General features: G+C 45.3%; 22 protein-coding genes. 3 read left to right on the forward strand and 19 right to left on the reverse strand.

Annotated features, from left to right (window positions below):
- Positions 1-20: 20 nt before the first annotated feature.
- Both BUA56_RS05910 and glgB read right to left on the reverse strand, forming a co-directional pair.
- Entirely contained in the window at positions 21-869 is an 849-nt protein-coding gene (locus tag BUA56_RS05910) for a mechanosensitive ion channel family protein (protein WP_072849875.1), read from the reverse strand.
- A gap of 17 nt (positions 870-886) precedes the next feature.
- Positions 887-3,181, reverse strand: a complete 2,295-nt coding sequence (gene glgB / locus BUA56_RS05915) for a 1,4-alpha-glucan branching protein GlgB (protein WP_072849878.1) — start codon at positions 3,179-3,181, stop codon at positions 887-889.
- A 271-nt stretch (positions 3,182-3,452) separates the two neighbouring features.
- Between glgB and BUA56_RS05920 the strand changes: the two genes are divergently transcribed.
- A complete protein-coding gene (locus BUA56_RS05920; RefSeq protein WP_072849880.1) occupies positions 3,453-3,881 on the forward strand; it encodes an Hsp20/alpha crystallin family protein in 429 nt (142 codons plus the stop codon).
- Positions 3,882-3,958: 77 nt separating this feature from the next.
- Here the strand turns inward: BUA56_RS05920 and smpB are convergent, their stop codons facing one another.
- The 14 genes from smpB to BUA56_RS05990 all read right to left on the reverse strand — a co-directional run bounded on the left by smpB (position 3,959) and on the right by BUA56_RS05990 (position 17,789).
- On the reverse strand, positions 3,959-4,429 hold the full coding sequence (gene smpB / locus BUA56_RS05925) for an SsrA-binding protein SmpB (protein ID WP_072849882.1): 471 nt from the start codon (positions 4,427-4,429) through the stop codon (positions 3,959-3,961).
- Complete coding sequence (rnr, locus tag BUA56_RS05930; RefSeq protein WP_341443387.1) at positions 4,389-6,695, reverse strand: ribonuclease R; 2,307 nt, start codon at positions 6,693-6,695, stop codon at positions 4,389-4,391. The genes smpB and rnr overlap by 41 nt, the downstream gene beginning before the upstream one ends.
- A gap of 76 nt (positions 6,696-6,771) precedes the next feature.
- Positions 6,772-7,008 carry a preprotein translocase subunit SecG gene (gene secG, locus BUA56_RS05935; RefSeq protein ID WP_072849884.1) on the reverse strand — a complete coding sequence of 79 codons (237 nt, stop codon included), beginning with the start codon at positions 7,006-7,008 and terminating at the stop codon, positions 6,772-6,774.
- A 128-nt stretch (positions 7,009-7,136) separates the two neighbouring features.
- Positions 7,137-8,453 (reverse strand): phosphopyruvate hydratase, encoded by a 1,317-nt coding sequence (gene eno / locus BUA56_RS05940; protein ID WP_072849886.1) that lies wholly within the window; start codon positions 8,451-8,453, stop codon positions 7,137-7,139.
- 73 nt (positions 8,454-8,526) lie between these two features.
- Complete coding sequence (locus BUA56_RS23580; protein ID WP_072849888.1) at positions 8,527-10,098, reverse strand: hypothetical protein; 1,572 nt, start codon at positions 10,096-10,098, stop codon at positions 8,527-8,529.
- On the reverse strand, positions 10,095-10,799 hold the full coding sequence (locus BUA56_RS05950; protein WP_072849890.1) for an ATP-binding cassette domain-containing protein: 705 nt from the start codon (positions 10,797-10,799) through the stop codon (positions 10,095-10,097). The genes BUA56_RS23580 and BUA56_RS05950 overlap by 4 nt, the downstream gene beginning before the upstream one ends.
- A 25-nt stretch (positions 10,800-10,824) precedes the next feature.
- Positions 10,825-11,184 carry a YccF domain-containing protein gene (locus BUA56_RS05955; RefSeq protein ID WP_072849892.1) on the reverse strand — a complete coding sequence of 120 codons (360 nt, stop codon included), beginning with the start codon at positions 11,182-11,184 and terminating at the stop codon, positions 10,825-10,827.
- A 3-nt stretch (positions 11,185-11,187) separates the two neighbouring features.
- Positions 11,188-11,640, reverse strand: coding sequence for a hypothetical protein (locus tag BUA56_RS05960; protein WP_072849894.1), 453 nt, complete (start codon positions 11,638-11,640; stop codon positions 11,188-11,190).
- 272 nt (positions 11,641-11,912) lie between these two features.
- Positions 11,913-13,451, reverse strand: coding sequence for a 2,3-bisphosphoglycerate-independent phosphoglycerate mutase (gpmI, locus tag BUA56_RS05965; protein ID WP_072849896.1), 1,539 nt, complete (start codon positions 13,449-13,451; stop codon positions 11,913-11,915).
- 40 nt (positions 13,452-13,491) lie between these two features.
- Entirely contained in the window at positions 13,492-14,214 is a 723-nt protein-coding gene (locus BUA56_RS05970) for an amino acid ABC transporter ATP-binding protein (protein ID WP_072849898.1), read from the reverse strand.
- Positions 14,201-14,902 (reverse strand): amino acid ABC transporter permease, encoded by a 702-nt coding sequence (locus tag BUA56_RS05975; protein WP_072849900.1) that lies wholly within the window; start codon positions 14,900-14,902, stop codon positions 14,201-14,203. The genes BUA56_RS05970 and BUA56_RS05975 overlap by 14 nt, the downstream gene beginning before the upstream one ends.
- 2 nt (positions 14,903-14,904) lie before the next feature.
- Positions 14,905-15,717 carry a transporter substrate-binding domain-containing protein gene (locus tag BUA56_RS05980; RefSeq protein WP_084067693.1) on the reverse strand — a complete coding sequence of 271 codons (813 nt, stop codon included), beginning with the start codon at positions 15,715-15,717 and terminating at the stop codon, positions 14,905-14,907.
- A gap of 88 nt (positions 15,718-15,805) precedes the next feature.
- The gene (locus BUA56_RS05985) at positions 15,806-16,510 is read right to left on the reverse strand and encodes a DUF6320 domain-containing protein (protein ID WP_072849904.1); all 705 of its coding nucleotides are present in this window, start codon (positions 16,508-16,510) and stop codon (positions 15,806-15,808) included.
- Positions 16,511-16,514: 4 nt separating this feature from the next.
- Positions 16,515-17,789, reverse strand: a complete 1,275-nt coding sequence (locus BUA56_RS05990; RefSeq protein ID WP_072849906.1) for a condensation domain-containing protein — start codon at positions 17,787-17,789, stop codon at positions 16,515-16,517.
- Positions 17,790-17,966: 177 nt separating this feature from the next.
- On the opposite strand from BUA56_RS05990, the gene BUA56_RS05995 reads away from it, so the two are divergent.
- A complete protein-coding gene (locus tag BUA56_RS05995) occupies positions 17,967-18,827 on the forward strand; it encodes an alpha/beta hydrolase (RefSeq protein ID WP_242946727.1) in 861 nt (286 codons plus the stop codon).
- 990 nt (positions 18,828-19,817) lie between these two features.
- On the opposite strand, the gene tpiA is transcribed toward BUA56_RS05995, so the two are convergent.
- The 3 genes from tpiA to gap form a co-directional block, all read right to left on the reverse strand.
- On the reverse strand, positions 19,818-20,567 hold the full coding sequence (tpiA, locus tag BUA56_RS06000) for a triose-phosphate isomerase (protein ID WP_072849910.1): 750 nt from the start codon (positions 20,565-20,567) through the stop codon (positions 19,818-19,820).
- 32 nt (positions 20,568-20,599) lie between these two features.
- On the reverse strand, positions 20,600-21,793 hold the full coding sequence (locus BUA56_RS06005; RefSeq protein WP_072849912.1) for a phosphoglycerate kinase: 1,194 nt from the start codon (positions 21,791-21,793) through the stop codon (positions 20,600-20,602).
- 92 nt (positions 21,794-21,885) lie between these two features.
- Positions 21,886-22,905: a type I glyceraldehyde-3-phosphate dehydrogenase gene (gene gap, locus BUA56_RS06010; protein ID WP_072849914.1), complete on the reverse strand. Its 1,020-nt coding sequence runs from the start codon at positions 22,903-22,905 to the stop codon at positions 21,886-21,888.
- Between the two features lie 188 nt (positions 22,906-23,093).
- Here gap and BUA56_RS06015 point away from each other — a divergent pair, with 188 nt between their 5' ends.
- A complete protein-coding gene (locus BUA56_RS06015; RefSeq protein WP_072849916.1) occupies positions 23,094-23,894 on the forward strand; it encodes a histidinol-phosphatase HisJ family protein in 801 nt (266 codons plus the stop codon).
- Positions 23,895-23,930: the final 36 nt, after the last annotated feature.

Below are 23,930 nucleotides of genomic sequence, written 5' to 3' on the forward strand. Positions count from 1 at the left end.
AGAATGCATCTCCTCTCCTGTCACTGTTCCATATGGCTGACTCTCACATCCAGTTTGTTGTAGGGTATCTCGATATCTTCCTCATCAAATGCAAGTTTTACCTTCTCGTTGAGCCTCCACTTGGTGTTCCAGTACTCTTCCGTCTTCACCCAGGCACGAAAGCCAATAATCACAGAGCTTTCCCCCAATTCATCTACAAAAACAATCATCTCCTGATCCGACATAATACAAGGATCCTCGTGGAGCAGACGCTCCAGAATCCCTTTTGCCTTTTTCAGATCTGACTGGTAGGAAATTCCGATTTTAAATTCCAGCTTTCTCTTCTCCTGGGCCGTAACATTGACCACACTCGCCTCTGTAAGCGTCCCGTTGGGAATAACAATCCGCTTGTTGTCCACAGTGGAAAGTGTGGTATAAAACATCTCTATCTTGGTAACTGTTCCCTCCTGTTTACCGGTATTTTCAATGATATAGTCTCCCACCTGAAATGGCTTCAGTGCCAGAATAATCACACCCCCGGCAAAGTTTGAGAGCCCTCCCTGCAGTGCAAGACCAACCGCCACACCTCCGGATGCCAGCAAAGCCGCCACTGAGGATTCCTTAATTCCAAACCGCACTGCTATAGTGACTATAAGCAGAAAATAAAGTCCTGCCCTGGCAATAGAGTTCACAAACTGCACGACTCCCAGGTCAATGCCCGCCTTCTCCATAGAGGCTCTCAGCACCTTGCACAGCTTTTTGATTATCTTAGAACAGATAAAGTATACCAGCAGCGCCAGAACTACTTTTACGGCAAAGTTAATCACCGTAGGAAGCATAGCCTCAAAATACGTAATCATCTTGTGTACTTCCACTGTTTCAGTATCCATGCAATATCTCCTGTTTTCTACAACATTTTATCCGCCAGCTCTTTTTTCAGATTTCTTCCGGCTGAAGTCTTTCTCTTTTTCCTGGCAGTTTTGTTGTCTACTACCTTATCCACTTCCTTCCTGTATGCAAAGATCTGGAAGCTAAGAGGCGGCACTTTAATCACAATGGAGTTCTTCCGCTCGTCGCACTCCGTTTTTTTAGACATTTTCACCCTGGGATTCACCACCCCGGAGCCGCCGAATTCTTTTCTGTCACTGTTAAATACTTCCTTGTACTTGCCCGCATAGGGAACGCCAACCTGGTATCCGTCGTATTCCACATCGGAAAAATTGCATACAAGCAGAAGCGTATCTGCATTTCTTCTGGTCTTTCTCAAAAAGGTGAGCATATTTTTCTCATACTCCAGCTGGTTGATCCATTCAAACCCATCCGTATCGAAGTCCAGCTGATACAATGCAGGATATTCCTTATACAAATGCCACAGAGCCTTCACATAATTTTGCATCTGTCTGTGGGATTCCTCTTCCAGCAGTTCCCAGTCAAGTTCCCTCTCCTCTGACCATTCCCGTTCCTGGGCAAATTCCTGTCCCATAAACAGAAGTTTTTTGCCGGGATGTGCCAGCATAAAGCCATACGCTGCCCTGAGGTTTGCAAACTTTTTCTCCTTCTCCCCGGGCATCTTATTCAGGAGCGAACATTTGCCGTGCACGACTTCATCGTGGGACAGGCTGAGCAGAAACTTTTCGCTGTATGCATAGATCATACTAAATGTAAGTTCATCGTGATGCCCTCCCCGAAACAGAGGATCGTAGCACATATACCGGATAAAGTCATTCATCCATCCCATATTCCATTTATAGTCAAATCCCAGTCCGTCCTCCTCCAGGCTGCCGGTAATCCGAGGCCAGGCAGTGGATTCCTCCGCAATCAGCAGCACATCTCTGTGCTTTTTCTTAAATACAGAGTTCAGATGCCTGAGGAATTCAATGGCTTCCAGGTTCTCATTCCCCCCGTAAATATTGGCCACCCATTCTCCGTCCTTCTTTCCGTAGTCCAGATACAGCATAGAGGCCACCGCATCCATGCGGATCCCGTCCACATGATATTTCTCTGCCCAGAATAGGGCATTGGCAATCAGAAAGTTTGATACCTGGGGACGGCCGTAATTATAGATCAGGGTCCCCCAGTGGGGATGCATTCCCTGTCTTGGATCCAGATGTTCATACAGGCAGGTTCCGTCAAAATTAGAAAGTCCAAAGGTATCCTTGGGAAAATGTGCAGGCACCCAATCGAGGATTACCCCTATCCCCTGCCTGTGGAGATAATCCACAAAGTACATAAAGTCATCGCAGGTGCCGTATCTGCTGGTAGGGGCATAATATCCCGTCACCTGATACCCCCAGGAGGCATCCAGAGGGTGCTCCATCACGGGCATCAGTTCCACATGGGTATACCCCATATCCTTTAGATACGCCGCAAGCTCCTCTGCCGTATCTCTGTAATTACAGAAGGTATCCCCGTCACCCGGTCTCTTCCAGGAACCCAGGTGCATTTCATAAATGACCATAGGTTTTTTCTCGTCGTTGACCTGCTTCCGTTTTTTCATCCAGTCCTTATCTTCCCACTGATAACGCTCCAGATCTGCTACCACGGAGGCCGTGTCCGGCCGAAGCTGCGCCTGGTTTGCATAGGGATCCGCTTTCAGATAGGTAAGGCCGCCTTTCGCCTTAATCTCATACTTATATAGAGATCCGCAGGCAATTTCCGGAACAAACAGTTCAAAGATCCCGGACGCCTCCAGCCGGTTCATGGGATAAACCCTTCCGTCCCACCGGTTAAAATCCCCCACAACACTGACCCGCATGGCATTTGGCGCCCACACTGCAAAGTACGTTCCATAAACTCCGTTCAAAGTCATTGGGTGAGCTCCCAGCTTTTTATAGATCTCATAACAGATTCCCGCATTAAATTTCTGTTCCTCCTCCGGTGTGATCTGCGTGGGAAATGCATAAGGGTCATAAACCTCCAGGGTCTCTTCCTTATACTCCACAATCAGACGGTACTGGGGAATATTCTTTCCCGGTATCAGCACGGCAAAGTATCCCCCCTCGTCCTCCATCACCATCTCATAAGTCTTATCATCCTTTATTACATGCACGCTGGCTTTTTCTGCCAGCGGATAAAAGCACTGAATCAATATCCCTTCTTCTGTAACCCGGGGACCTAAAAGATTGCGGGGGGTACTCTCCTCAGAGTAAACCACAGCCTCAATCTTTGGCCAATCCATCATCTGATATAGCTTGTCTTCCATTGTCATGCCTCCTGTCCTCGTTTTAAAAAGGTATTCTTTTGTTCATTTTATCATTTTTATAATAGAAAGTAAATAAATGTACAGTATAAGTCTAAAACCTAAGATTTCTGAACAAAATATAAATATTATAAAACAATTATTAAATTAGCACTCACCGCTTGACAGTGCTAATAATATGTGTTATAAAACATATAGAACAAATAAAACAGCAACTGTTATGAAGGCAGGCAGCTGCCGGGGTAACATAAAGAAAAATAAGGAGGAATGACCTATGTTATTTAGAAGACCTTTTGATTTATTTGATGAAATGTTCAGTGACCCATTTTTCACTGCACCTTTTGAAACCGCCGGCCGTTCATCTCTGATGAAGACAGATATCCAGGAAAAAGACGGCAGCTATGTGATTGACATGGAGCTTCCCGGATATTCAAAAGAAGATATCCAGGCAGAACTGAAGGACGGTTATCTGACAATCTCTGCAAACCATACAGAGAACAAAGACGAGAAAGATAATCAAGGGAAATATCTGCGCAGAGAGCGCTTCCAGGGAACCTGCAAGAGAACCTTCTATGTGGGCGAGGATATCAGACAGGAAGATATCAAAGCTGCTTTCCAAAACGGCGTTCTTCGTCTGGCCGTTCCCAAACAGGCACCTCAGGTTCCGGAGAAAGAACAGCCCAAGCTAATTGAGATACAGTAATTGACGAACGTTTTCGATGTTGTTTTCCTATACTTCTCTATTCCAGGGCAGCTGCGGCTGCCCTGTTTTTCATTTGTTTAAAATAAGTTTTTAACTTTAAAATCTCTCTCGGCTTCCCGCCTCTGATCTTTCTTTGCAATATCCTGTCTTTTATCGTAAAGCTTCTTCCCTTTTGCAATTCCAATCTCCACCTTTACAAGACTGCCTTTAAAGTAAACCTTCAAAGGCACAAGGGTATATCCCTGCTCTGCGATTTTGGCCGCAATCTTTCTAATCTCATACTCATGGAGCAGAAGCTTTCTAACACGCAGAGGATCTTTATTAAAGATATTACCTTTTTCATAGGGGCTGATATGCATCCCGTAGATAAGCACTTCTCCATGTTCAATCCTAAGAAATGACTCCTTGATACTGCATTTCCCCATGCGCAGGGACTTCACCTCCGTGCCCACCAGGGCAATTCCTGCCTCATAGCTGTCTTCGATAAAATAATCATGATATGCTTTTTTATTGTTTGCAATCAGACGGCTGCCCGATTCCTTGCTCATTCTCCTCATCCTCCTTTCCTTCCTTTGCCAGCACAAAATCTATGGTCTTAGTTATCATATCAGCATCTTCTACCCGTACGGTCACTTTCTGGCCAAGTCCGTATGTTTTTTTCGTCATCTCTCCCACGATCCGGTAGTGATCCTTGTCAAATACATAATAATCATCTCTGAGCGTATTTACATGAACCAGGCCCTCCACTGTATTGGGCAGTTCCACATAAATCCCCCACTCCGTAACCCCGGAGATAATTCCCTGGTACTCACAGCCGATCCGGGAAGACATATATTCTGCTTTCTTCAGCTTATCTGTCTCCCGCTCAACCTCCTCTGCCCTGCGCTCCATGGCGCTGGACTGGACAGATACCTCTTCCAGGATCCCCTGATAATGGCGGATTCTGTCTTCGTTCATTCTGCCCCGGAGTGTCTCCTTAATGATTCTGTGAATCTGCAGATCCGGATACCTGCGGATAGGCGAGGTAAAATGGCAGTAATATCTGGCCGCAAGACCGAAGTGGCCGGTACATTCCGGAGTATATTTTGCCTGTTTCATTGAACGGAGGAGCAGCCGGGAAAATAGAGATTCCTCCGGTGTCCCTTCTATCCTCTTTAATATTTTCTGAATCTCCTTTGGATGAATCTTCTGCTTAGACTTTACGGCAGGAATGCCAAAGTTATGAATCATCTGCAGAACAGCTTCCATCTTTTCCTCGTCCGGTTCTTCGTGTACCCGGTACACAAAGGGAATCTCTGCACGGCAGAATTCCTCTGCAACTGTCTCATTGGCGATCAGCATAAAATCCTCAATTATCTTTGTAGCCACATTATGCTCATAGGGATAGATCTCCACCGGTCTGCCCTGACTGTTCAGAAGGATCTTGCTCTCGGGGAAATCAAAGTCAATTGCTCCCCGTTTTTCCCTTCTTTTTCTCAAAAGTTCGGAAACCTCCTTCATCAGAAAAAACAGCGGAACTAACTCTTCGTATTCCCTGGCTGCAGATGCATCCTCCTGCTCCAGAATCTTTTTCACATTCGTGTAAGTCATTCTCCTGCTTACCCGGATTACTGTCTCGGCAATCTGATGGGAAACTACTTGTCCGGTTTCGTCGATGTCCATCAGGCAGCTCAAAGCCAGCCGATCCTCTCCCTGATTCAGGGAACAGATACCGTTTGACAGACGGGGAGGCAGCATTGGAATCACCCGATCTACCAGATATACGCTTGTCCCTCTTTTCAGCGCCTCTCTGTCCAGTGCACTGCTATACTGTACATAATTGCTGACATCCGCTATATGGACCCCCAAATGGTAGATATCCCCCTCCTTGCTAAGGGATATGCCGTCGTCCAGATCCTTGGCGTCTTCTCCGTCAATTGTCACTATGGTCCACTCTCTCAGATCCATCCTGCTGTCAAAATCTCCCGGAATCAGATATTCCTTCACCTTTGCGGCCTGATTATTTACTTTCTCAGGAAATTCCATAGGCAGGTCATACCCTTTGGCGATAGAAAGGACATCCACCCCTGCCTCGCTGAAATGTCCCAGTATCTCCACAACCTTGCCCTCGGGACTCTTATTCTTTGTCCCGTAGTCCGTAATTACCGCTACCACCTTGTCCCCTGTCACAGCCCCCTTCGAGCACTCCATGGGTACAAATATATCCCTGGAAAATTTTGCATTATCCGCTATCACAAACCCAAAATGGCTGTTTCTCTGATATGTCCCAACCACCTGGACTGTGCCGTGTTCCAGTATCTTAACAATACTGCCTTCCCGCCTTCTTCCGTTAGATTCCGGTTCCGGGGAAAGAAGTACCCTCACCCGGTCCATATGCACTGCATTCTCTACCTGGGATTCCGGAATAAAGATATCCTCTGTATCCCCTGACACCTCAACAAATCCAAATCCCTTGGGGTGACCGATAAAGATGCCCTCTGCATACTCCCTTTCCGGCTCTCCTTTCATCGCTTCCTTCCCCACAGGACAGACTGCATCTTCTCTGCCGCTATTCTTTCTCCTTCCGGGGATCCGATCCACTGCCCTGACTGAATCCGGCTTTTTCCCTGACCTTTTCTGATACCGCCCCCGTTTGGTAATCTCAAGAATGCCTTCCTCCACCATCAGATCCAAAACTTCATGAAGTTCCTTTCTTTTGCCTTTCGGCAGTTCCAGTAAAATTGCCAGCTCTTTTGCCCTCATAGGCTCGTATTCCTTGCAGCTTATAATATCATAGAGCATTTTCCTTCTTTTCTTTAATAATTTCGTATTCACTTCTTCTCCTATCTATCTTTCTCCCGAGACTTCAAAAGAAAAAAACACTCTTGTTCCTTCACAAGAGTGTCATCTGTTAAAACTTCAGGTTTAATACTAATGCCAGTACAAAAAATAATAATCCTGTAATCTTCGTAGCACGAACCAGGTTCCCTTCCATAGATCTTCCTTTGTTCTTGCCCCAATACGTATCGGCCATACCTGCAATGCTGCCCAGACCCTGCTGCTTTCCCTCCTGCATCAATACAAGAACAGTAATGGCTATACAATCAATAACGAAAATTATGGTCAGAACCATACGTAAAATATCCACGATTACACCTCCTAATTGTCAAACAAGATAATTTTACCATAGAGGTAAAAGTTTTTCAACTTGTTTTTCGGAAATATAACAAAAATCAGGAGGAGAGAGGATAAGCTTCCCTCTTCCCCCTAAACTAGTCAGATAAAAGGTGTGTCGTACTGGGCTATATTTCCCAGAGTATCCTCTATTCGCAGCAGCTGGTTGTATTTTGCCGTCCGGTCAGTCCTGCAGGGAGCTCCTGTCTTAATCTGTCCTGCATTTACAGCAACCGCCAGATCTGCGATAAAAGTGTCCTCCGTCTCACCGGAACGGTGTGAGATCACAGCCCGGTATCCTGCTTTATGGGCCATCTCTACGGCATCCAGGGCCTCCGATACCGTCCCGATCTGATTCAGCTTTATGAGAATCGCATTGGCCACATCCAGCTTTATGCCGCAGCCAAGCCTCTTGATATTTGTCACAAAAAGGTCATCTCCTACCAGCTGCACTCTGTCTCCCAGCTTTTCCGTCATCAGCTTCCAGCCGTCCCAGTCATCTTCGTGCAGTCCATCTTCAATTGAGACAATTGGGAATTCATCAATGAGCTCTTCGTAATAGCCTACCATTTCCTTTGCCGTTCTTGTAACGGTATCTCCCTTCATCTCGCTCTCTCCCGGGAAATAGTAATAATCCTTTTCTTTGTCGTAGAGTTCACTTGCCGCCGCGTCCACTGCAAAGCAGATGTCCTCACGAAGCTTATAACCGCTCTTTTCCACTGCCTGACACATAAGCTCCAAGACCTCCATTGATCCCTGAACATCCGGGGCAAATCCGCCTTCATCGCCCACCGCAGTGGCCAGATTTTCCCCTTTTAGTATCACCTTCAGATTATGGTAAATCTCGGCACACATCTGCAGTCCCGTGGAAAAGCTGTCTGCACCCACAGGCATAATCATGAACTCCTGAAGGTCTACCGTATTATCTGCATGCTTTCCGCCGTTCAGGATATTCATCATAGGCACCGGCATTCTTCTTGCATGGCAGCCCCCGATATATTGATACAGGGGAACCCGCAATGCTTTGGCCGCTGCCCTTGCCACAGCCATAGAAACCCCCAGTACTGCGTTTGCCCCTATATTCTCTTTATTTTTGGTTCCGTCTGCCTGAAGCAGAAGATAGTCAATGTGGCTCTGGTTTAAGGCATTTTCCCCCAAAACAGCATCGGCCAGTTTTGTATTTACATTTGAAACTGCCTTCTGTACTCCCAGTCCATAGTATCGTTTATCTCCATCCCGCAGCTCTGCTGCCTCAAATCTGCCGGTAGAGGCACCTGACGGAACCAGAGCCCTTCCCAGATGTCCCTCTCTTCCTACAATTCCTTCTCCTACGGTAACCTCTACCTCCACAGTGGGATTTCCTCTGGAATCCAGCACTTCTCTGGCGTATACACGGCGTATTGGCAAATAACGATACATATGCGTAAACCTCCTTATTTTTTATTCTGTATTTTTATTATTTACCAAATTGCCGGTCATAATGTATATAAAATTATTGTTTCAGGCAAAATCTGACCGGTGCATACCGATAGACCAAGAATAATGCGGCACCGATATAAAGAGCAGAAAAGAGAATCGTCAGACTTGCAAATATAATAGTTGGAGCTTGAAATTTAATGCACATATAACACAAAAAATACGTTACCCCGTTTACAATCGAATATGCACTGCTTTTCGCCTCCATATTCACGTTGTAGGGCTGAAGCAGATAATAGATCACCAGGTGATGTACGGAAAAAAATACTGCCATCGCCAGGATAGATACAAACAGCAGCGCATAATTCAGCGGATTCTCTGTCCCCCCGGTGATAAAGAGGAGAAGCGGAAGGCCGCAGGCAATCACTGCCGCAGGTATCATATTAATCTTTATCAGTGTCAGCAGCCTTACTTTAAAAAGTTTAAGAACAGCGTCCGGCTGCCGGTAAAACCGGTATGCCAGCATACTGTGATCACAATTCATAAACATAGCCTGTGTTACCACTGCTCCCTTATTCACCAGATACATCACAAAAATAAAATAAGGAAGAAAATTAAGCATCACCTCATTGATGCCCCGGGAGGCTTTTGGATTGAACTGGGAGAGAAGGAGCACTCCGGCCAGAATCACCACAAGTATGTATGCTGTTTTTCTGGCTGAATGGGTAAGAATCTTCCTGTGTCTTTGTATAAACAGTTCATTGAAGTAATCGTATCCTTTTTTATTCCCTGTCCGGACTTCCCCCGAAGATATTTTGGAGAGATAGGCTTTCTGCTGTGTGGCAGCTGCGTTCTCCTGTACCCCGAAAATAAGGCCGTTAAGATTCAGTATCTTTTTATAAAGCCGTTTATAGCTTTTGCTCTTAATAAGTATTCTCAGAGAACATACCGCACACGGAATCAGGAGGGCCGCCGCCAGATAAAAGCCCTGCACAGGGAGGCCTGCACGAATCCAAGGGAGACCGTACCCCAGCAAAAGACCTGCCCCGGTCACACTGAAAAAAAGCTTCAGATTATTTTCTGATACCTCACGGCCGGTTCTGTCAAAATACTTCAGCATCAGTGCACTGCCCGCAAGCTTCCATTCTGTCATCACAACGGGCACCAGCAGGCACACACCCAGAGGGATACCTGCCTGCATGCCCAGGATCAGAACCGCGGGTATCCAGGTCACAACATTCTTAGCCAGGAACCACCAAAGGCTGGAAAGGGCATAGCTTTTTGCATCGGTACGCATAAGTACAACCGTATAGTACTTGGCTTTCGTGGGGTTAAACAGTTCAGTGTTTGTAAATGCTCCCATTGCCGTAAGGAAAAAGAATATATTTACAAAATTCCCGGCCTTATCACCCGGCAGGATACTTAGAGGCAGTAAGATCATTAGTCCCAGATATAAAAATTTACTGCCAAAGGCTAATATAGTTTTCAGGATAACATACAAAATATAAACGAACTTTTTCAGTCCCCCGCAGCCATACAGGCTTGCTGGGATTAGTTTCTTAATCACCGGCAGACGGCGCAGCCTGTAGATCCAGGTATTCGCGCCATATGTATTGCTCAGGCGGAACGATACTAAAAGTGTTTTCATCCTTCTTCTCCCCTTAAGGTGTCAATAATTTTTTCTTTGAACTCTTCATTATCCAGATTTTCCTTAGGAATCGCTTCCAAAGTTCCCTGGTTTAGAATCACAATCTCATCACACAAATCCAGGGCCAGCTCCATGATGTGCGTGGAAAAGATAAGAATATGATCCTTTTTTATCTCCTTCAGCATCTTTTTCATCTCATCTGCCACTACGACATCAAAGGAAGTCAGCGGCTCATCCAACAGAAGAATAGTGGGACTGCCAATGATATTCACCAGCATCTGCATTTTATTCTTCATGCCGTGGGAATAGTCTTTCATCAGCTTATCCCTGTCCTCCTCCTCTATCTTCATAAAATCAAAATACTCATCCAAACTTTTAGATTCTTTCATCTTTTGTGCATTGATCTCTATGAAAAACTTTAAAAACTCTCTGCCTGTGAGAAACTCAGGCACCACAGGCGTGGAAAGTACATATCCAATATCCTCGGAAATAATCGGCCTTTTTATGCCCTCTTCCTCGATGTAAAAGCTCCCGCCGTCAATCTCAATATCCTCATTGATACAGTTGAACAGCGTAGTCTTTCCCGCACCATTTCGCCCCAGCAGCCCATAAATTTTCCCCTTTTCAAAGGTAAAATCTGCACCCCGCAGCACTTCTTTTTTGTCGAATTTCTTTTCTATTTGTTCCAGTACCAGTTTCATAATGCCCTCCATTTTCTATTATTTATTAACGTATCTCAGCGCCAAACGGCAGAAGAGCCAGCTTAGCAATTTTAAAATGCTGGATTCCGAAAGGAATACCCACAATGGTAACACAGAGAACAGCACCCAAAGCCAGAGACTCCAAAGCCATTGGTATGCCAGTTACAATGAGCCAGATAATATTGAGGAGCAGGGATCCGGCCCCTCCGCCGTAGCTCACCTCTTTGCCAAATGGGAAAAAGCTTAGCTCTGCAAATTTAAAGCACTGTTTCCCAATGGGTATTCCAATAATTGTAATGCACCACAGACAGCCCAGCAAAAGCCAAGAAAGTCCGCTTAAAAATCCTCCGCAGATAAACCAAAGCAAATTTCCAAGACATCCCATATACTATCCCTCCTGTTCTGCTATACTTATTTTATGCTCCATCTGTTCCAAATCCTCCAGTACAGTCCGAACCATAATAATGCCGTCCTCTACCTGTTCCCGTGCCTCCTGAATCTTATTCTGTACCATCCAGTCTGCAATAATACCATCAAAGAAAAAATCAGCAAATGTAAGAAAAGTACCTATCTCCATCTGGATATCCATGGGAACCTGAATATCCTTTAATTCCCTCTGAAAATGCAGCAGCCGTTCCCTTGCTGCTTCCAAGCATCTGGTTGCCTTGTCTAACCTGGAATGCTTCATAATATCTGCCAGAAGTCCTCCTCCCAGCATATCCCAGATGCCTATGTTTCTGGCGCTCTGAAGAAAATCCTCCGCTTCCTCCAGAGCTTCCAAGGCCTGTCTGCCGGCTGTTATTGCCTCTTGAATCTCAATTTGGTTACCTGTCCTATACATATTAAACTCCTTCCCTGCCTTTCGGCAACTGCAAGGTTTTTATTTGTGGCAGATGATAGAATGAAGTTTCCTATGTAATAAAAAAAGACTTCTATCATGACATCACTGCCACAATAAAAGTCTTGCACATCTCATTTGATACGGGTACTTCTCAGTACCGGGTGACGGTTTCAAACCCACCTGTCGGTGTTCGGCTACTCCCTTTTATTTGCTTGATAATAATTTATCATTTCTTTAAGGGTTTGTCAAGAATCTTTATAAAATCCTAAGATTTATTTCCGAATCAGAAGGGATTTGCCTGTCATCTCTATTGGCTGCTCCATTCCCATGAGTTCAATTAGTGTGGGTGCAATGTCTGCCAGACAGCCCCCTTCTCTCAAGCCATAGGAAGGATCTGCATTCACAAGGATAAACGGAACCGGGTTAACGGTATGGGCTGTAAACGGTTCCCCTGTCTTATAATCTACCAGCTGTTCCGCATTGCCGTGATCCGCACAGATAAACATCTGACCGCCCACTTTCTTCACTGCCTCTACCGCACGGCCCACGCACTGGTCAACTGCTTCCACGGCTTTCACGGCTGCCGCTTCAATTCCTGTGTGGCCCACCATATCCGGATTGGCGAAATTAATAATAATAACATCGTATTTATCTGATTCAATGGCCTCCACAAGTTTATCACAAACCTCAAAGGCGCTCATCTCAGGTTTTAAGTCATAGGTTGCAACTTTAGGGGACTTCACAAGGATTCTGTCCTCCCCCTGGTTGGGCTCTTCAATTCCCCCGTTGAAGAAAAAGGTTACATGGGCATATTTCTCTGTTTCAGCGATACGCGCCTGGGTCATATGGCGGGCAGCCAGGAACTGTCCGAAGGTGTTCTCTATAGACACCTTGTGGAAGGCTACTTCCACATTCTGAATGGTCGCGTCATACTCAGTAAAGCAGATAAACACAAGATCCAGCTTCTTCTCCCGGAAGAAACCCTGGAAGTCTTCATCTGCAAAAGCTCTTGTAATCTCTCTGGCTCTGTCCGGACGGAAGTTAAAGAAAATCACGGAATCCCCGTCCTGCACGGATGCCACAGGAACTCCGTCTTTTTCCACCACTGTGGGGAGCACAAATTCATCGGTTTTGCCTTTGTCGTAGGAGGCCTGTACCCCGCATGCCCCGCAGGCTGCCTTTTCTCCTTCTCCTTTTGTCATAGCGGCATAGGCCTTTTCCACCCTGTCCCACCGGTTATCCCGGTCCATAGCATAATAGCGTCCCATAACCGTGGCAATCTGGCCCACACCGATCTCTTCCATCTTGGCCTGCAGTTCTTCTACATAGCCTTTTCCGGAAGACGGAGGTGTATCACGGCCGTCCAGGAAGCAGTGAACGTATACCTTTTCTACCCCTTCCCTTTTCGCCAGCTCCAGAAGTCCGTACAAATGTGTATTATGGCTGTGGACACCGCCGTCAGACAACAATCCCATAAAATGAAGAGCTGTATCCTTTTCTTTTGCATTTTTGACTGCTTTTAAAAGAGCCTCGTTGTGAAAGAAATCTCCGTCCTGAATTTCTTTGGTAATTCTGGTGAGTTCCTGATATACAATACGCCCTGCACCCATATTCAGGTGACCCACCTCGGAATTTCCCATCTGGCCTTCCGGAAGTCCCACTGCCATCCCGCTTGCGTTTCCCTTTACAAAGGGACACTGGGACATCAGTTGATCCATCACCGGAGTTTTTCCCTCGCACACCGCATTGGCTTCACAGTTATCGTTCAGTCCATATCCATCGAGTATCATTAAAACAGTTGGTTTTTTCATTTTTGTTCTCCTCATTTTGCTTCACATGTTCGTCTTGTTCCTACAGAACCTTGGAAAGGAATTCCTGCAGGCGGGGATTCTCCGGATGCTCAAAAAAATCCACCGGATTATTCTCTTCTTTTACCTTACCTTCATCAATAAACAGCACCCTGGTGGCCACTTCTTTGGCAAATCCCATCTCATGGGTTACCACTACCATTGTCATTCCTTCCATAGCCAGTTCTTTCATAAGACTTAATACCTCACCGACCATCTCGGGATCCAAAGCTGACGTAGGCTCGTCAAAAAGCATGACATCAGGGTTCATCACCAGCGCTCTGGCAATGGCAATCCTCTGCTTCTGGCCTCCTGAAAGCATATTGGGGTAGGTATCTGCTTTTTCCGGCAGTCCCACACGTTCCAAAAGTTCCTTCGCTTTTTTGTCGGCCTCTCCCTGATTCATAAGTCCCAGTTTGGTAGGGGCCAGAGTAAGATTCTGCATCACCGTAAGATGGGGAAACAGATTAAACTGCTGAAATACCATCCCCATCTTCTGGCGGAGCTTGTCAATGCTGCAGGAAGGATCTGTTATGTTATTGCCCTCAAACCAAATTTCTCCCCCGGTGGGTTCCTCCAGCCGGTTCAGGCAGCGCAGAAAGGTCGATTTGCCGGACCCGGAGGGACCGATGACTACAACCTTCTCTCCCTTTTCTATCTTCTGGTCTATGCCGTTAAGTACTACGTGATCCCCGAAAGATTTCTGAAGATTTTTAACCTCTATCACTCTGAGCCAGCCTCCTTTCCATAACATTCAGCAGCTTTGTCAGCCCCAGTACCATTATCAGATAGCAGACAGCAGCGATGAACAGCGGAGGAAGGATCCGATATGACATATTTCCCACCAGCTGTGCGGCCTTCGTAAGCTCTGTAACAGCAATCATACCTGCCACAGAGGTTTCCTTGATCAATACAATAAACTCATTGCCCAATGCCGGCAGAATATTTTTAATAGCCTGGGGAATAATAATATAGCGCATGGTCTTTATATAATTCAGACCCAGACACCGGCCGGCCTCCATCTGGCCGATATCTATGGATTCGATACCGGCACGTATTATTTCTGCCACATAAGCTCCTGAGTTAATCCCAAAACAAATGGCTCCAACCACCACCTCATTGGTATTTCTAGAAGTAAAAATCAGGTTATAAATAATCAGCAGCTGTACCATCACAGGGGTACCTCTGATGATCGTTATATAGAGATTACATATGATATTCAGCCACTTCAGATGCTTATTGTTTGAACTGGCCACCTTACATACAGCGATCACAAGTCCGATAGCGATACCGATAATAATCGCAAGCAGAGAGATCTCTATGGTTTTTATAATACCATTTACATACAGCAGATATCTGTCATCCTGTATCAATGCCTGATATAGAGCAGACTGAAAATTTTCAAAAAACCCCATCTTTAATTACCTACATGATTTGCTGTAAACTCTTCTATCTTTCCGTCATCTTTTAACTGTTTGATCACCTTATTGATCTGATCCAGCAATTCCTGATTTCCTTTTTTCACAGCAATGGCATACTTATCCTCAAATAATGTACCGTTCAGAATAGTAAGTGTGTCATTAGAAGCAACCATCTCTTCTGCAGGATACTGATCAATGATAATACCGTCAATTTTTCCATTCTTTAAGTCTTCTACTGCCTGTGCAAACTTGGAGTAACGTTTGATTTCCTTGGGATTGGCATTGTCTTTATTGGCTACCCAGATATCAGCGATGTTCCCCTGCTGCACACCTACGATTTTCCCTTCCAGGTCTGTGCCGGCCACTTCACCGCCTGCAGGTGTAATACCCGGATTCTCTTTATTTACCACAACCACCTCTGTGTTGTCCACATATTCATCGGAGAAATCCATCACCTGTTTTCTCTCCTCATCAATGGAAACACCGGCCGCAACCATGTCTACTTTACCGCTCTGTACTGCTGCCAGAGCACCATCAAAGTCCATGTTTTTGATCTCCAGATCTTTTCCCATATCATCGGCAATAGCTTTGGCGATATCCATATCTATACCGACAACTTCTGTTCCCTTCATATATTCATAGGGAGCAAATCCAGCCTCTGTTCCTACAATCAGCTTGTCACCGGATCCGCCCTTCGTTTCTTCCTTTGCGGTATCCTCTTTCTTTGAATCACCGCTTCCTGAATTACCGCATGCTGCCAGTGATACCATCATCACAGCTGCCATTAATACTACTAACTTTTTCTTCATAGCTAATACCTCCTGCACCTTTTTATACATTATATTTTATAATTATTCACAACCATTAATTATATCGGCTTTTCCTCCAAAATACAAGCTAAATATGCATTCTTCTGCGCACTTCCTCCCGCAGCCTGCTAATCCTCATGATGGTAAACAGAGTTACCGCAATGATCAGGCTGCAGGTCATAACAATGGCTGACCAGGTTATGCCCGGCACCCCTGTAATAAAGTTCTTAATGCTGGCATCGATCCCCACACAAAAAATTCCCAGGGCAAGTACTACCGCCAAAGCCATAAACAAGATCGATCTGGAGAGAAAACGATAGCAGAGATTCACTGCCATGATGAGCACCACACCAATTATTATAATAGGAAGGGCAATCAGACGGTACCACTCTCCCCCGTCAAACAGATACGCGATAATTCCGCAGTACATGGCAACCGCAGCTCCGTCAAAGAGGAGCATGAGAAAAAAGGGCAGTTTCCTGTATATCATGGCAGGTATAAAAAAAATCCAGAACACCACACACAGTCCGATGATATACAACGACCAGGCATTCATCTGAAATATAAATAAGTTCAGAAGTCCGCAGCCCAAAGCCGTACAACTTAGTATTACGGTTATAAGTATCGCCAGATCTGTCCTCTTTACCCTGGCAACCTCTCCCCGGATCGCAGGATAGGGAGAAGCAGGTTTGCTCTTTTCTTCTTTTGCCGGATGATACACCGGAGTATTACACAGAGGGCACTTCTCAAGAGAAGCCTCCAGCTCCACTCCACAATTCACGCAATAAGCCATGGCCTCACCTCCTGTTTGATTGAATCTTTACATGAATACCATCTTTTACTAGTTTTCGGAAAAAATATCGTTCCACGTCTGCCTCAATAATTGAGCTTGCAAAATTAACAGATGTCACCCCCTGATAACTGACAATGGCACAGTTGGTTCTGGATGAAAATGGCTGCCCCATCAGCACGTCAAAGCCCACAACATACTTTTCCATAGCACCCGGCACTTTCGCGATGCCCAAATTGGTAAGGCCTGCTGAGGACTGTTTATTCTGCACTTTAATATAAAACTGGCGCACAATAAGGTCTTTTATCAGCAGAGGGACCATACGGATCCAGATGCTCTGCTGCGTGTTGGCATTCTTGGTGATATCGGCATTCAAAAATTTGGGATTGATATAATACTGCATAAAATGATGCACCTGCTTTACAATCTCCTCAAAGGTGTATTCTCCCAGTCTGGGATCAATTCCAGGATACAGCATGGTTATAAAATTTCTCATGGTCCTGGAAGGAAAGAAATTTCTGAGATTTACAGGCATGGCAATCTTTACCGGTTTCTCTTTCCATACTCTGTCCGCCTTCTGTTTCTCCAGAAGAGCATACAGCAGTACCGCGTTCAGATATTCCGTAATTGTCACCTGATAGCCCTTGGCCACAGCCTTAAGGTTAGAGACATCCATGGTGCCTTTTATGATATTAAGCGTATAAAAGGGCTCCTGTGTCCCATGTATCCGGTAAGCGTTCCCCTGACTTCGCTTGGACGGCACCCTGGAGTTTGCATATTTAATGTACGCATCCTCCAGCTCCTCCGGATCCGGCTGTTCTTCTATATTCAGAACACCCTCTCCGTCCGGTATCTCATATCCTTTCATCCTGAGATATACCGCTGTCATGGTTTTCAGAAAGCAGAGTCCGCCATTGCCGTCTGCAAGCGAATGAAAAACCTCAAGTGCTATCTGATTTTTGAAGTAATATACTCTGAACAGATACCGGTCATTGCTCTTGATACGTATAGGCATGCAGGGATTTTGAATGTCTGGCTGTACTTTTGGGGCAGGATTGGCATTAGGTTCCAGGTATCTCCAGAAGAGCCCTTTTCTCATAGCCACCTTCATACTTGGAAATCTGGGCAGAGTTACGTCCAGTGCTTTCTGCAGAAGCACTGGATCTATATCCTCTTTTAAGGCGATAGTGATTCGGAATAATGATGAAAATTTACGTTTCTGTAAGGTTGGGTACACATTAGCCGACAAGTCCAGCTTGTACCAGGTTTCTTTTTTATTCATTAGCTTCTCACCTCTTATAGGTTCTTTTTATTATAGAGGTTCAGAAGCCATATTACAAGGGGAAGAAGAGCTTTCTTCTCCTTGCTCTCTTTGGCTGTTAATGTTACTATATAGAAAATATCGAAAGAGAGGACACCTCTATCCATGCCATTTATGAGCAAAAGCAACCAGAATTTTATGAAACTTATCAAAGCCGTTCACAGTCTTGTGGTAACGGATGACCTGGATAAAAACCGCCAGTCCCAGGACAGCATAGGAAAGATTCTGGGAACCAGAAGCAAAGAGGCCGCATATACCAATCTGACCATAGACTCAGTCCCTGTGGAAATAGTGAGTGTAAACCGCCCCCACAGTACCCAGAAGGTTATCCTGTACTGCCACGGAGGCGGCTACATTACCGGAAGTCTCCACTACGCCAGAATACTCACCACCAAAATAGCCATGGCTACCTCCATGGATGTTATCAGCTTTGATTACCGTCTGGCTCCCGAATTTCCCTTTCCAGCCGCATTACACGATGTGGTCAAAATTTGGGATTATCTGATGATGCTGGGGTATGGAAGCAAAGATATCATTGTCATGGGGGATTCCGCCGGAGGCAATCTGGCCCTCTCCCTGGGCTTGAAATTAAAGGAAGAGGAACGCTTTCTGCCGGGAGCCTTTGCCCTCATGTCCCCCTGGACCGATCTCACCACCTCCGGAAAATCCCATGTCACAAGGGAAGAGCTGGATCCCATTTTAGATCACGAATATATGGACAGGGCCCGCTACTCTTATACCACTGAAGAAAACTTTGAAAATCCCCTTGTATCCCCTCTGTTCGGAGACTTCACAGACTTTCCCCCCGTTTATATTCAGGTGGGAAATAATGAGATTCTCCTGAGTGACTCCGTCAGACTGCACAAGCAGCTTATAAAGCAGGGCGTTTCTGCGAGGCTGGATTTGTATAAGGGGATGTGGCATGTGTTCCAGATGTCGAATTTTAAGACAGCGAACGATGCAGTGGATGAGATTGCGAGGTTTGTGTTTGAATTATAGTTTTGTGTATGTGAAGTTCGAGGTTATGTAGTCGGCGAGCGCATCGCAGACGGACGGATATAGGAGGGAGCACCGGGGAGACAGGGCCAGGCCAGGGGCCGGGGGATAGGGACAAGTCAGCTCGAGGCTCCGTTCCCCTAAGCTAAGTCCTACCAGCTGCTAAGCTCGTCAGGAAAGCCTTCCTCGCTAAACAGCTGGTGGACTGGATCTTCGGCTCACTCCGCTTAACCTCCCTGACTGGTCCCTATACCCCGCCCCCTGGCCTGGCCCTGTCTCCCCGGTGCTCCCTTCTATATCCTGGCAGAGACTCACTTCACATTCACGGAAAACGGGTGGGGAAGGTCGAACGTTGTACACTTTTCATATTATTCATCATTTATGATCGCTCAATGTTTTGGATAAACAGCCAAACCTGTTACCGTTATCACTTCCATACTTTCTGGCTACATTACAGCTATATTCTATCTGACAAATTTACAGCCATATCCTATGTGAATAATATCATTCCCCTTCAGATAAATTTACCCCCTGGAACTTTCCCATACCCAGGTGAGAGGAATGCTGCGGTGGTGGGCTGGCAGGTTCGGACGGGAGGGAGGCTTAAGGTCCGCGGACGGTTCCGCAGGAGTGAATAGAGAGTCTTAGGCAAAACCGGGGTTCCCGCTGGAGATTTTTTCGGCAGTCCAAGCCGAAAAAAAGTGAGAATGGGCAGAGAATGCACATAAAGCATTCTTTGCACATACGAACGGTGCTCCGGCGGGGATTCCGGTTTTGTCTTAGACTCTCTTCGCGACGGAGGTGTCCCCGGAACTTAAGCCTTCCTCCCACCCAACCCAGCCAGCCCGCTGCCGCGGGATTCCTCTCACCGTCCCCCTGCCACCTCATACCTTCCGACTTAGATCACCTTGAGCCGTAGTCCAAGTAATTGCATTAAATTCCAATTTAATAACATAAGGGACCGCCCCACAGCAGTCCCCTCTTTCACAAATACTATTTGTAATTTACAATCTGACCAAATTCAGCCTTCAGAGAAGCGCCTCCTACTAAACCGCCATCGATGTCAGCCTGTGCAAACAATTCCGGTGCGGTCTTTGCATTTACAGAGCCGCCGTACTGGATGCGGATCGCTTCTGCGGTCGCTTCGTCATAGATTTCAGCGATGCATGCACGGATTCCTGCGCATACTTCCTGAGCTTGTTCGGTTGTAGCGGTCTTTCCAGTACCGATTGCCCAGATCGGCTCGTAGGCAATGACTGCTGTCTTAGCCTGATCTGCTGTTACTCCCAGGAATCCTACCTTAACCTGCTGACGGATGAAGTCCATGGTCACACCCTGCTCTCTCTGCTCCAGGGTCTCACCGCAACACATAATCGGTGTAATTCCATGCTCAAATGCTTTCAGCATCTTTTTGTTTACGGTCTCGCTGGTCTCTGCGAAATATTCTCTTCTCTCAGAATGACCTAATACAACGTATTTTACGCCTGCATCTGTGAGCATATTCGGAGATATTTCACCAGTATAAGCGCCTTTTTCTTCGTAATACATATTCTCAGCTCCTACCTGAATGTTGGTGCCTTTTGTAGCTTCCACTACCGGGATGATGTCAATTGCCGGTACACAGAACACTACATCAACCTCTTCGTTTTCTACCAGAGGTTTTAAAGTATTCACCAGCTCTACCGCCTCGCTGGGGGTCATATTCATTTTCCAGTTGCCGGCCACAATTTTTCTTCTTGCCATAATGGGATACCTTCTTTCTTTATTCTTTTATATTATTTATCGTTTGCTGCTGCCACACCAGGAAGCTCCTTGCCTTCAAGGAATTCCAGGGAAGCACCGCCGCCTGTGGAAATATGGGTCATTTTGTCGCCATATCCCAGAATATTTACTGCCGCAGCAGAATCTCCGCCGCCTATAATCGTAGTAGCATCCGTATCTGCCAATGCTTTTGCCACTGCTTCTGTTCCATGTGCAAAGTTTGGCATTTCAAAGCAGCCCATGGGTCCGTTCCATACTACTGTCTTCGCATCTTTCACTGCATCACAGAAAATCTTTTCCGTCTCAGGTCCGATATCCATGCCTTCCCATCCGTCCGGAATCTCACCTTTCTGAGCTACCTTGATATTGCAGTCATTTGAGAAAGCATCCCCAATGAGATTATCAACAGGAAGTAAAAGTTTAACTCCCTTGTCCTCCGCCTTTTTCATCATATCCAATGCATACTGCAGATAATCGTCCTCACAGAGAGAAGTACCGATTTTTCCTCCCATAGCTTTGGAGAATGTATAAGACATTCCGCCGCCGATGATCAGAGTATCTACCTTATCCAACAGATTGTCAATCACAGAAATCTTGCTGGATACCTTAGCTCCGCCCAGAATTGCCACAAATGGTCTCTCAGGATTGTTGACTGCGTTGCCCAAAAAGTCAATTTCTTTCTGCATCAGGTATCCTACCACTGCTGTATCAACAAACTGCGTCACACCCACGTTAGAACAGTGAGCCCTGTGGGCAGTTCCGAATGCGTCATTGACAAATACATCACACAGAGAAGCCAGATCTTTGCTGAAGGTTTCTCCGTTTTTCGTTTCCTCTGCACGGTAACGGGTGTTTTCCAGTAAGATTACATCTCCGTCTTTCATAGACTCTGCGGCTGCTCTTGCGTTAGGTCCCACCACCTCAGGATCTGCTGCAAATATTACTTCCTGACCCAGCAGCTCTGTGAGACGCTTTGCAACCGGTGCCAGAGAGAGTTCCGGCTTGGGTTCTCCCTTTGGTTTTCCCAGATGTGAGCAGAGTATTACTTTTCCGCCGTCGGCAATCAATTTCTTGATGGTTGGCAGGGCTGCCACCAGACGATTCTCATCTGTTATTCTGCCCTCCTGTAAAGGCACGTTAAAGTCACAGCGAACCAGGACTTTTTTGCCTTTCACATTAATGTCATCCACTGATTTTTTATTAAGCATTACATGTATTCCTCCTATGATTAAGTGTCTATAGACAAAAAGGTCCGGTCCATAATAGACCGGACCCTTATATGAGTCTTTATTCTTCTTAATTATTTCTCTAACAATTTACCAAAATATTTGATTGTTCTTACCATCTGGCTTGTGTAAGAATTTTCATTGTCGTACCATGAAATAACCTGAACCTCTGTGGTTCCGTTGTCTAACGGAAGAACCATGGTCTGTGTTGCATCGAACAGAGAACCAAATCTCATACCAATGATATCACTGGATACGATTTCGTCTTCGTTGTAACCGAAGGATTCATCTGCTGCTGCTTTCATAGCTGCGTTGATCTGCTCAACAGTTACATTACCGTCTACAACAGCTGTTAAGATAGTTGTAGAACCTGTTGGTGTAGGAACACGCTGTGCGGAACCGATTAATTTGCCGTTCAGTTCAGGAATAACCAGACCGATTGCCTTAGCAGCACCTGTGCTGTTAGGAACAATGTTCACTGCTGCTGCACGGGATCTTCTTAAGTCACCTTTTCTCTGAGGTCCGTCCAGAGTCATCTGATCGCCTGTGTAAGCATGGATGGTACACATAATACCGGATTTAATAGGAGCAAGGTCATTTAATGCTTTTGCCATTGGTGCCAGACAGTTAGTTGTACAGGAAGCTGCTGAAATGATGTGATCCTCTTTTGTCAGAGTATCATGGTTTACATTGTAAACGATGGTAGGAAGATCGTTGCCGGCAGGAGCAGAGATAACAACTTTCTTGGCGCCTGCTTTTAAGTGAGCTTCTGCTTTTGCTTTGGATGTATAGAATCCGGTACATTCCAGAACAACGTCTACACCGATTTCTCCCCAAGGAAGCTCTGCAGCATCTGCTTTTGCATAGATTTTGATTTCTTTTCCGTCAACGGTGATGGAATCATCTCCGGCTGTTACTGTATCTCCAAGTGCGTATCTTCCCTGTGTTGAGTCATATTTCAGTAAATGGGCTAACATTGTAGGAGATGTTAAGTCATTAATAGCTACTACTTCAAATCCTTCTGCCCCGAACATCTGTCTGAATGCAAGACGTCCAATACGTCCAAAACCATTAATTGCTACTTTTACTGCCATGTTATTTATTCCTCCTATTGGTACTAAAAATTTTTGAGTTTCTCAGATTGTTAAAGAAACATCAACCTACAGAGTATTCTACATAATATATGGAAAAAATTCAAGCATAATTTATATTTTTATTCTTATTTAATGGAAAGAATGTTATAATAAAATCACGTAATTTATTGGTTAAAAAGGAGAATTTTATGTACTCAGACTATCATTTACACACAAACTTTTCCGGTGATTCTGATGCTCCAATGGAAAATATGATCGAAAAAGGTATAGAAATGGGCCTAAAGATTATGTGTTTTACCGAACACTATGACCTTGATTATCCTGAGATTGGCATCAATTTTGAAGTAAATACCAGGGAATATTTGTGCAAATTTTTGGAACTAAAGGAACAATATAAAGAGAAAATCACCCTTTATTTTGGGATTGAGCTGGGTCTTCAGCCTCACCTATCTGAAGCATACCATAATTATCTCAGAGAATACCCCTTTGACTTTGTCATCGGCTCTACTCATCTTGTGAACCATATGGATCCCTATTTCCCGGATCTCTTCCAAAACAGAGACGAAAAAGCCGCCTATTACGACTATTTTCAAACCAGTTTGGACAATATTTTTGCTTTCTCTGAGATGGATACTTATGGTCACCTGGACTACATAGTACGGTACGGTCCCAACAAAAACAGAGATTATAATTACCACATGTACAGGGAAATAATCGATGAATTGCTGAAAGCTTTAATAGAAAAAGGGATTGGCCTTGAGTGCAATTCTGCCGGTTTTAAATATGGTCTTGGTCATCCCCATCCAACCGAAGAAATCCTTGTCAGATATCGGGAATTAGGGGGTGAAATCATAACCCTGGGCTCTGATGCTCACAGTCCGGAACACATTGCGTTTGCTTTTGATAAAGCAGCGGAACTCTTGCAAAACTGCGGATATCATTACTACACAATTTTTGAAAAAAGGAAGCCAAAATTCATAAAATTATAGTGGTTTTCAAAGAAAAAAAAGAGTGGTTTTTCAACC

Origin of the sequence: Lactonifactor longoviformis DSM 17459, assembly GCF_900129135.1 — a bacterium.
Lineage (GTDB): Bacteria > Bacillota > Clostridia > Lachnospirales > Lachnospiraceae > Lactonifactor > Lactonifactor longoviformis.

Coding starts and splice junctions, on each gene's coding strand:
- BUA56_RS05910 (WP_072849875.1), bottom strand. CDS start 869: ATGGATACTGAAACAGTGGAAGTACACAAGATGATTACGTATTTTGAG.
- glgB (WP_072849878.1), bottom strand. CDS start 3,181: ATGGAAGACAAGCTATATCAGATGATGGATTGGCCAAAGATTGAGGCT.
- BUA56_RS05920 (WP_072849880.1), top strand. CDS start 3,453: ATGTTATTTAGAAGACCTTTTGATTTATTTGATGAAATGTTCAGTGAC.
- smpB (WP_072849882.1), bottom strand. CDS start 4,429: ATGAGCAAGGAATCGGGCAGCCGTCTGATTGCAAACAATAAAAAAGCA.
- eno (WP_072849886.1), bottom strand. CDS start 8,453: ATGTATCGTTATTTGCCAATACGCCGTGTATACGCCAGAGAAGTGCTG.
- BUA56_RS23580 (WP_072849888.1), bottom strand. CDS start 10,098: ATGAAAACACTTTTAGTATCGTTCCGCCTGAGCAATACATATGGCGCG.
- BUA56_RS05950 (WP_072849890.1), bottom strand. CDS start 10,799: ATGAAACTGGTACTGGAACAAATAGAAAAGAAATTCGACAAAAAAGAA.
- BUA56_RS05955 (WP_072849892.1), bottom strand. CDS start 11,184: ATGGGATGTCTTGGAAATTTGCTTTGGTTTATCTGCGGAGGATTTTTA.
- BUA56_RS05960 (WP_072849894.1), bottom strand. CDS start 11,640: ATGTATAGGACAGGTAACCAAATTGAGATTCAAGAGGCAATAACAGCC.
- gpmI (WP_072849896.1), bottom strand. CDS start 13,451: ATGAAAAAACCAACTGTTTTAATGATACTCGATGGATATGGACTGAAC.
- BUA56_RS05975 (WP_072849900.1), bottom strand. CDS start 14,902: ATGGGGTTTTTTGAAAATTTTCAGTCTGCTCTATATCAGGCATTGATA.
- BUA56_RS05980 (WP_084067693.1), bottom strand. CDS start 15,717: ATGAAGAAAAAGTTAGTAGTATTAATGGCAGCTGTGATGATGGTATCA.
- BUA56_RS05985 (WP_072849904.1), bottom strand. CDS start 16,510: ATGGCTTATTGCGTGAATTGTGGAGTGGAGCTGGAGGCTTCTCTTGAG.
- BUA56_RS05990 (WP_072849906.1), bottom strand. CDS start 17,789: ATGAATAAAAAAGAAACCTGGTACAAGCTGGACTTGTCGGCTAATGTG.
- BUA56_RS05995 (WP_242946727.1), top strand. CDS start 17,967: ATGAAACTTATCAAAGCCGTTCACAGTCTTGTGGTAACGGATGACCTG.
- tpiA (WP_072849910.1), bottom strand. CDS start 20,567: ATGGCAAGAAGAAAAATTGTGGCCGGCAACTGGAAAATGAATATGACC.
- BUA56_RS06005 (WP_072849912.1), bottom strand. CDS start 21,793: ATGCTTAATAAAAAATCAGTGGATGACATTAATGTGAAAGGCAAAAAA.
- gap (WP_072849914.1), bottom strand. CDS start 22,905: ATGGCAGTAAAAGTAGCAATTAATGGTTTTGGACGTATTGGACGTCTT.
- BUA56_RS06015 (WP_072849916.1), top strand. CDS start 23,094: ATGTACTCAGACTATCATTTACACACAAACTTTTCCGGTGATTCTGAT.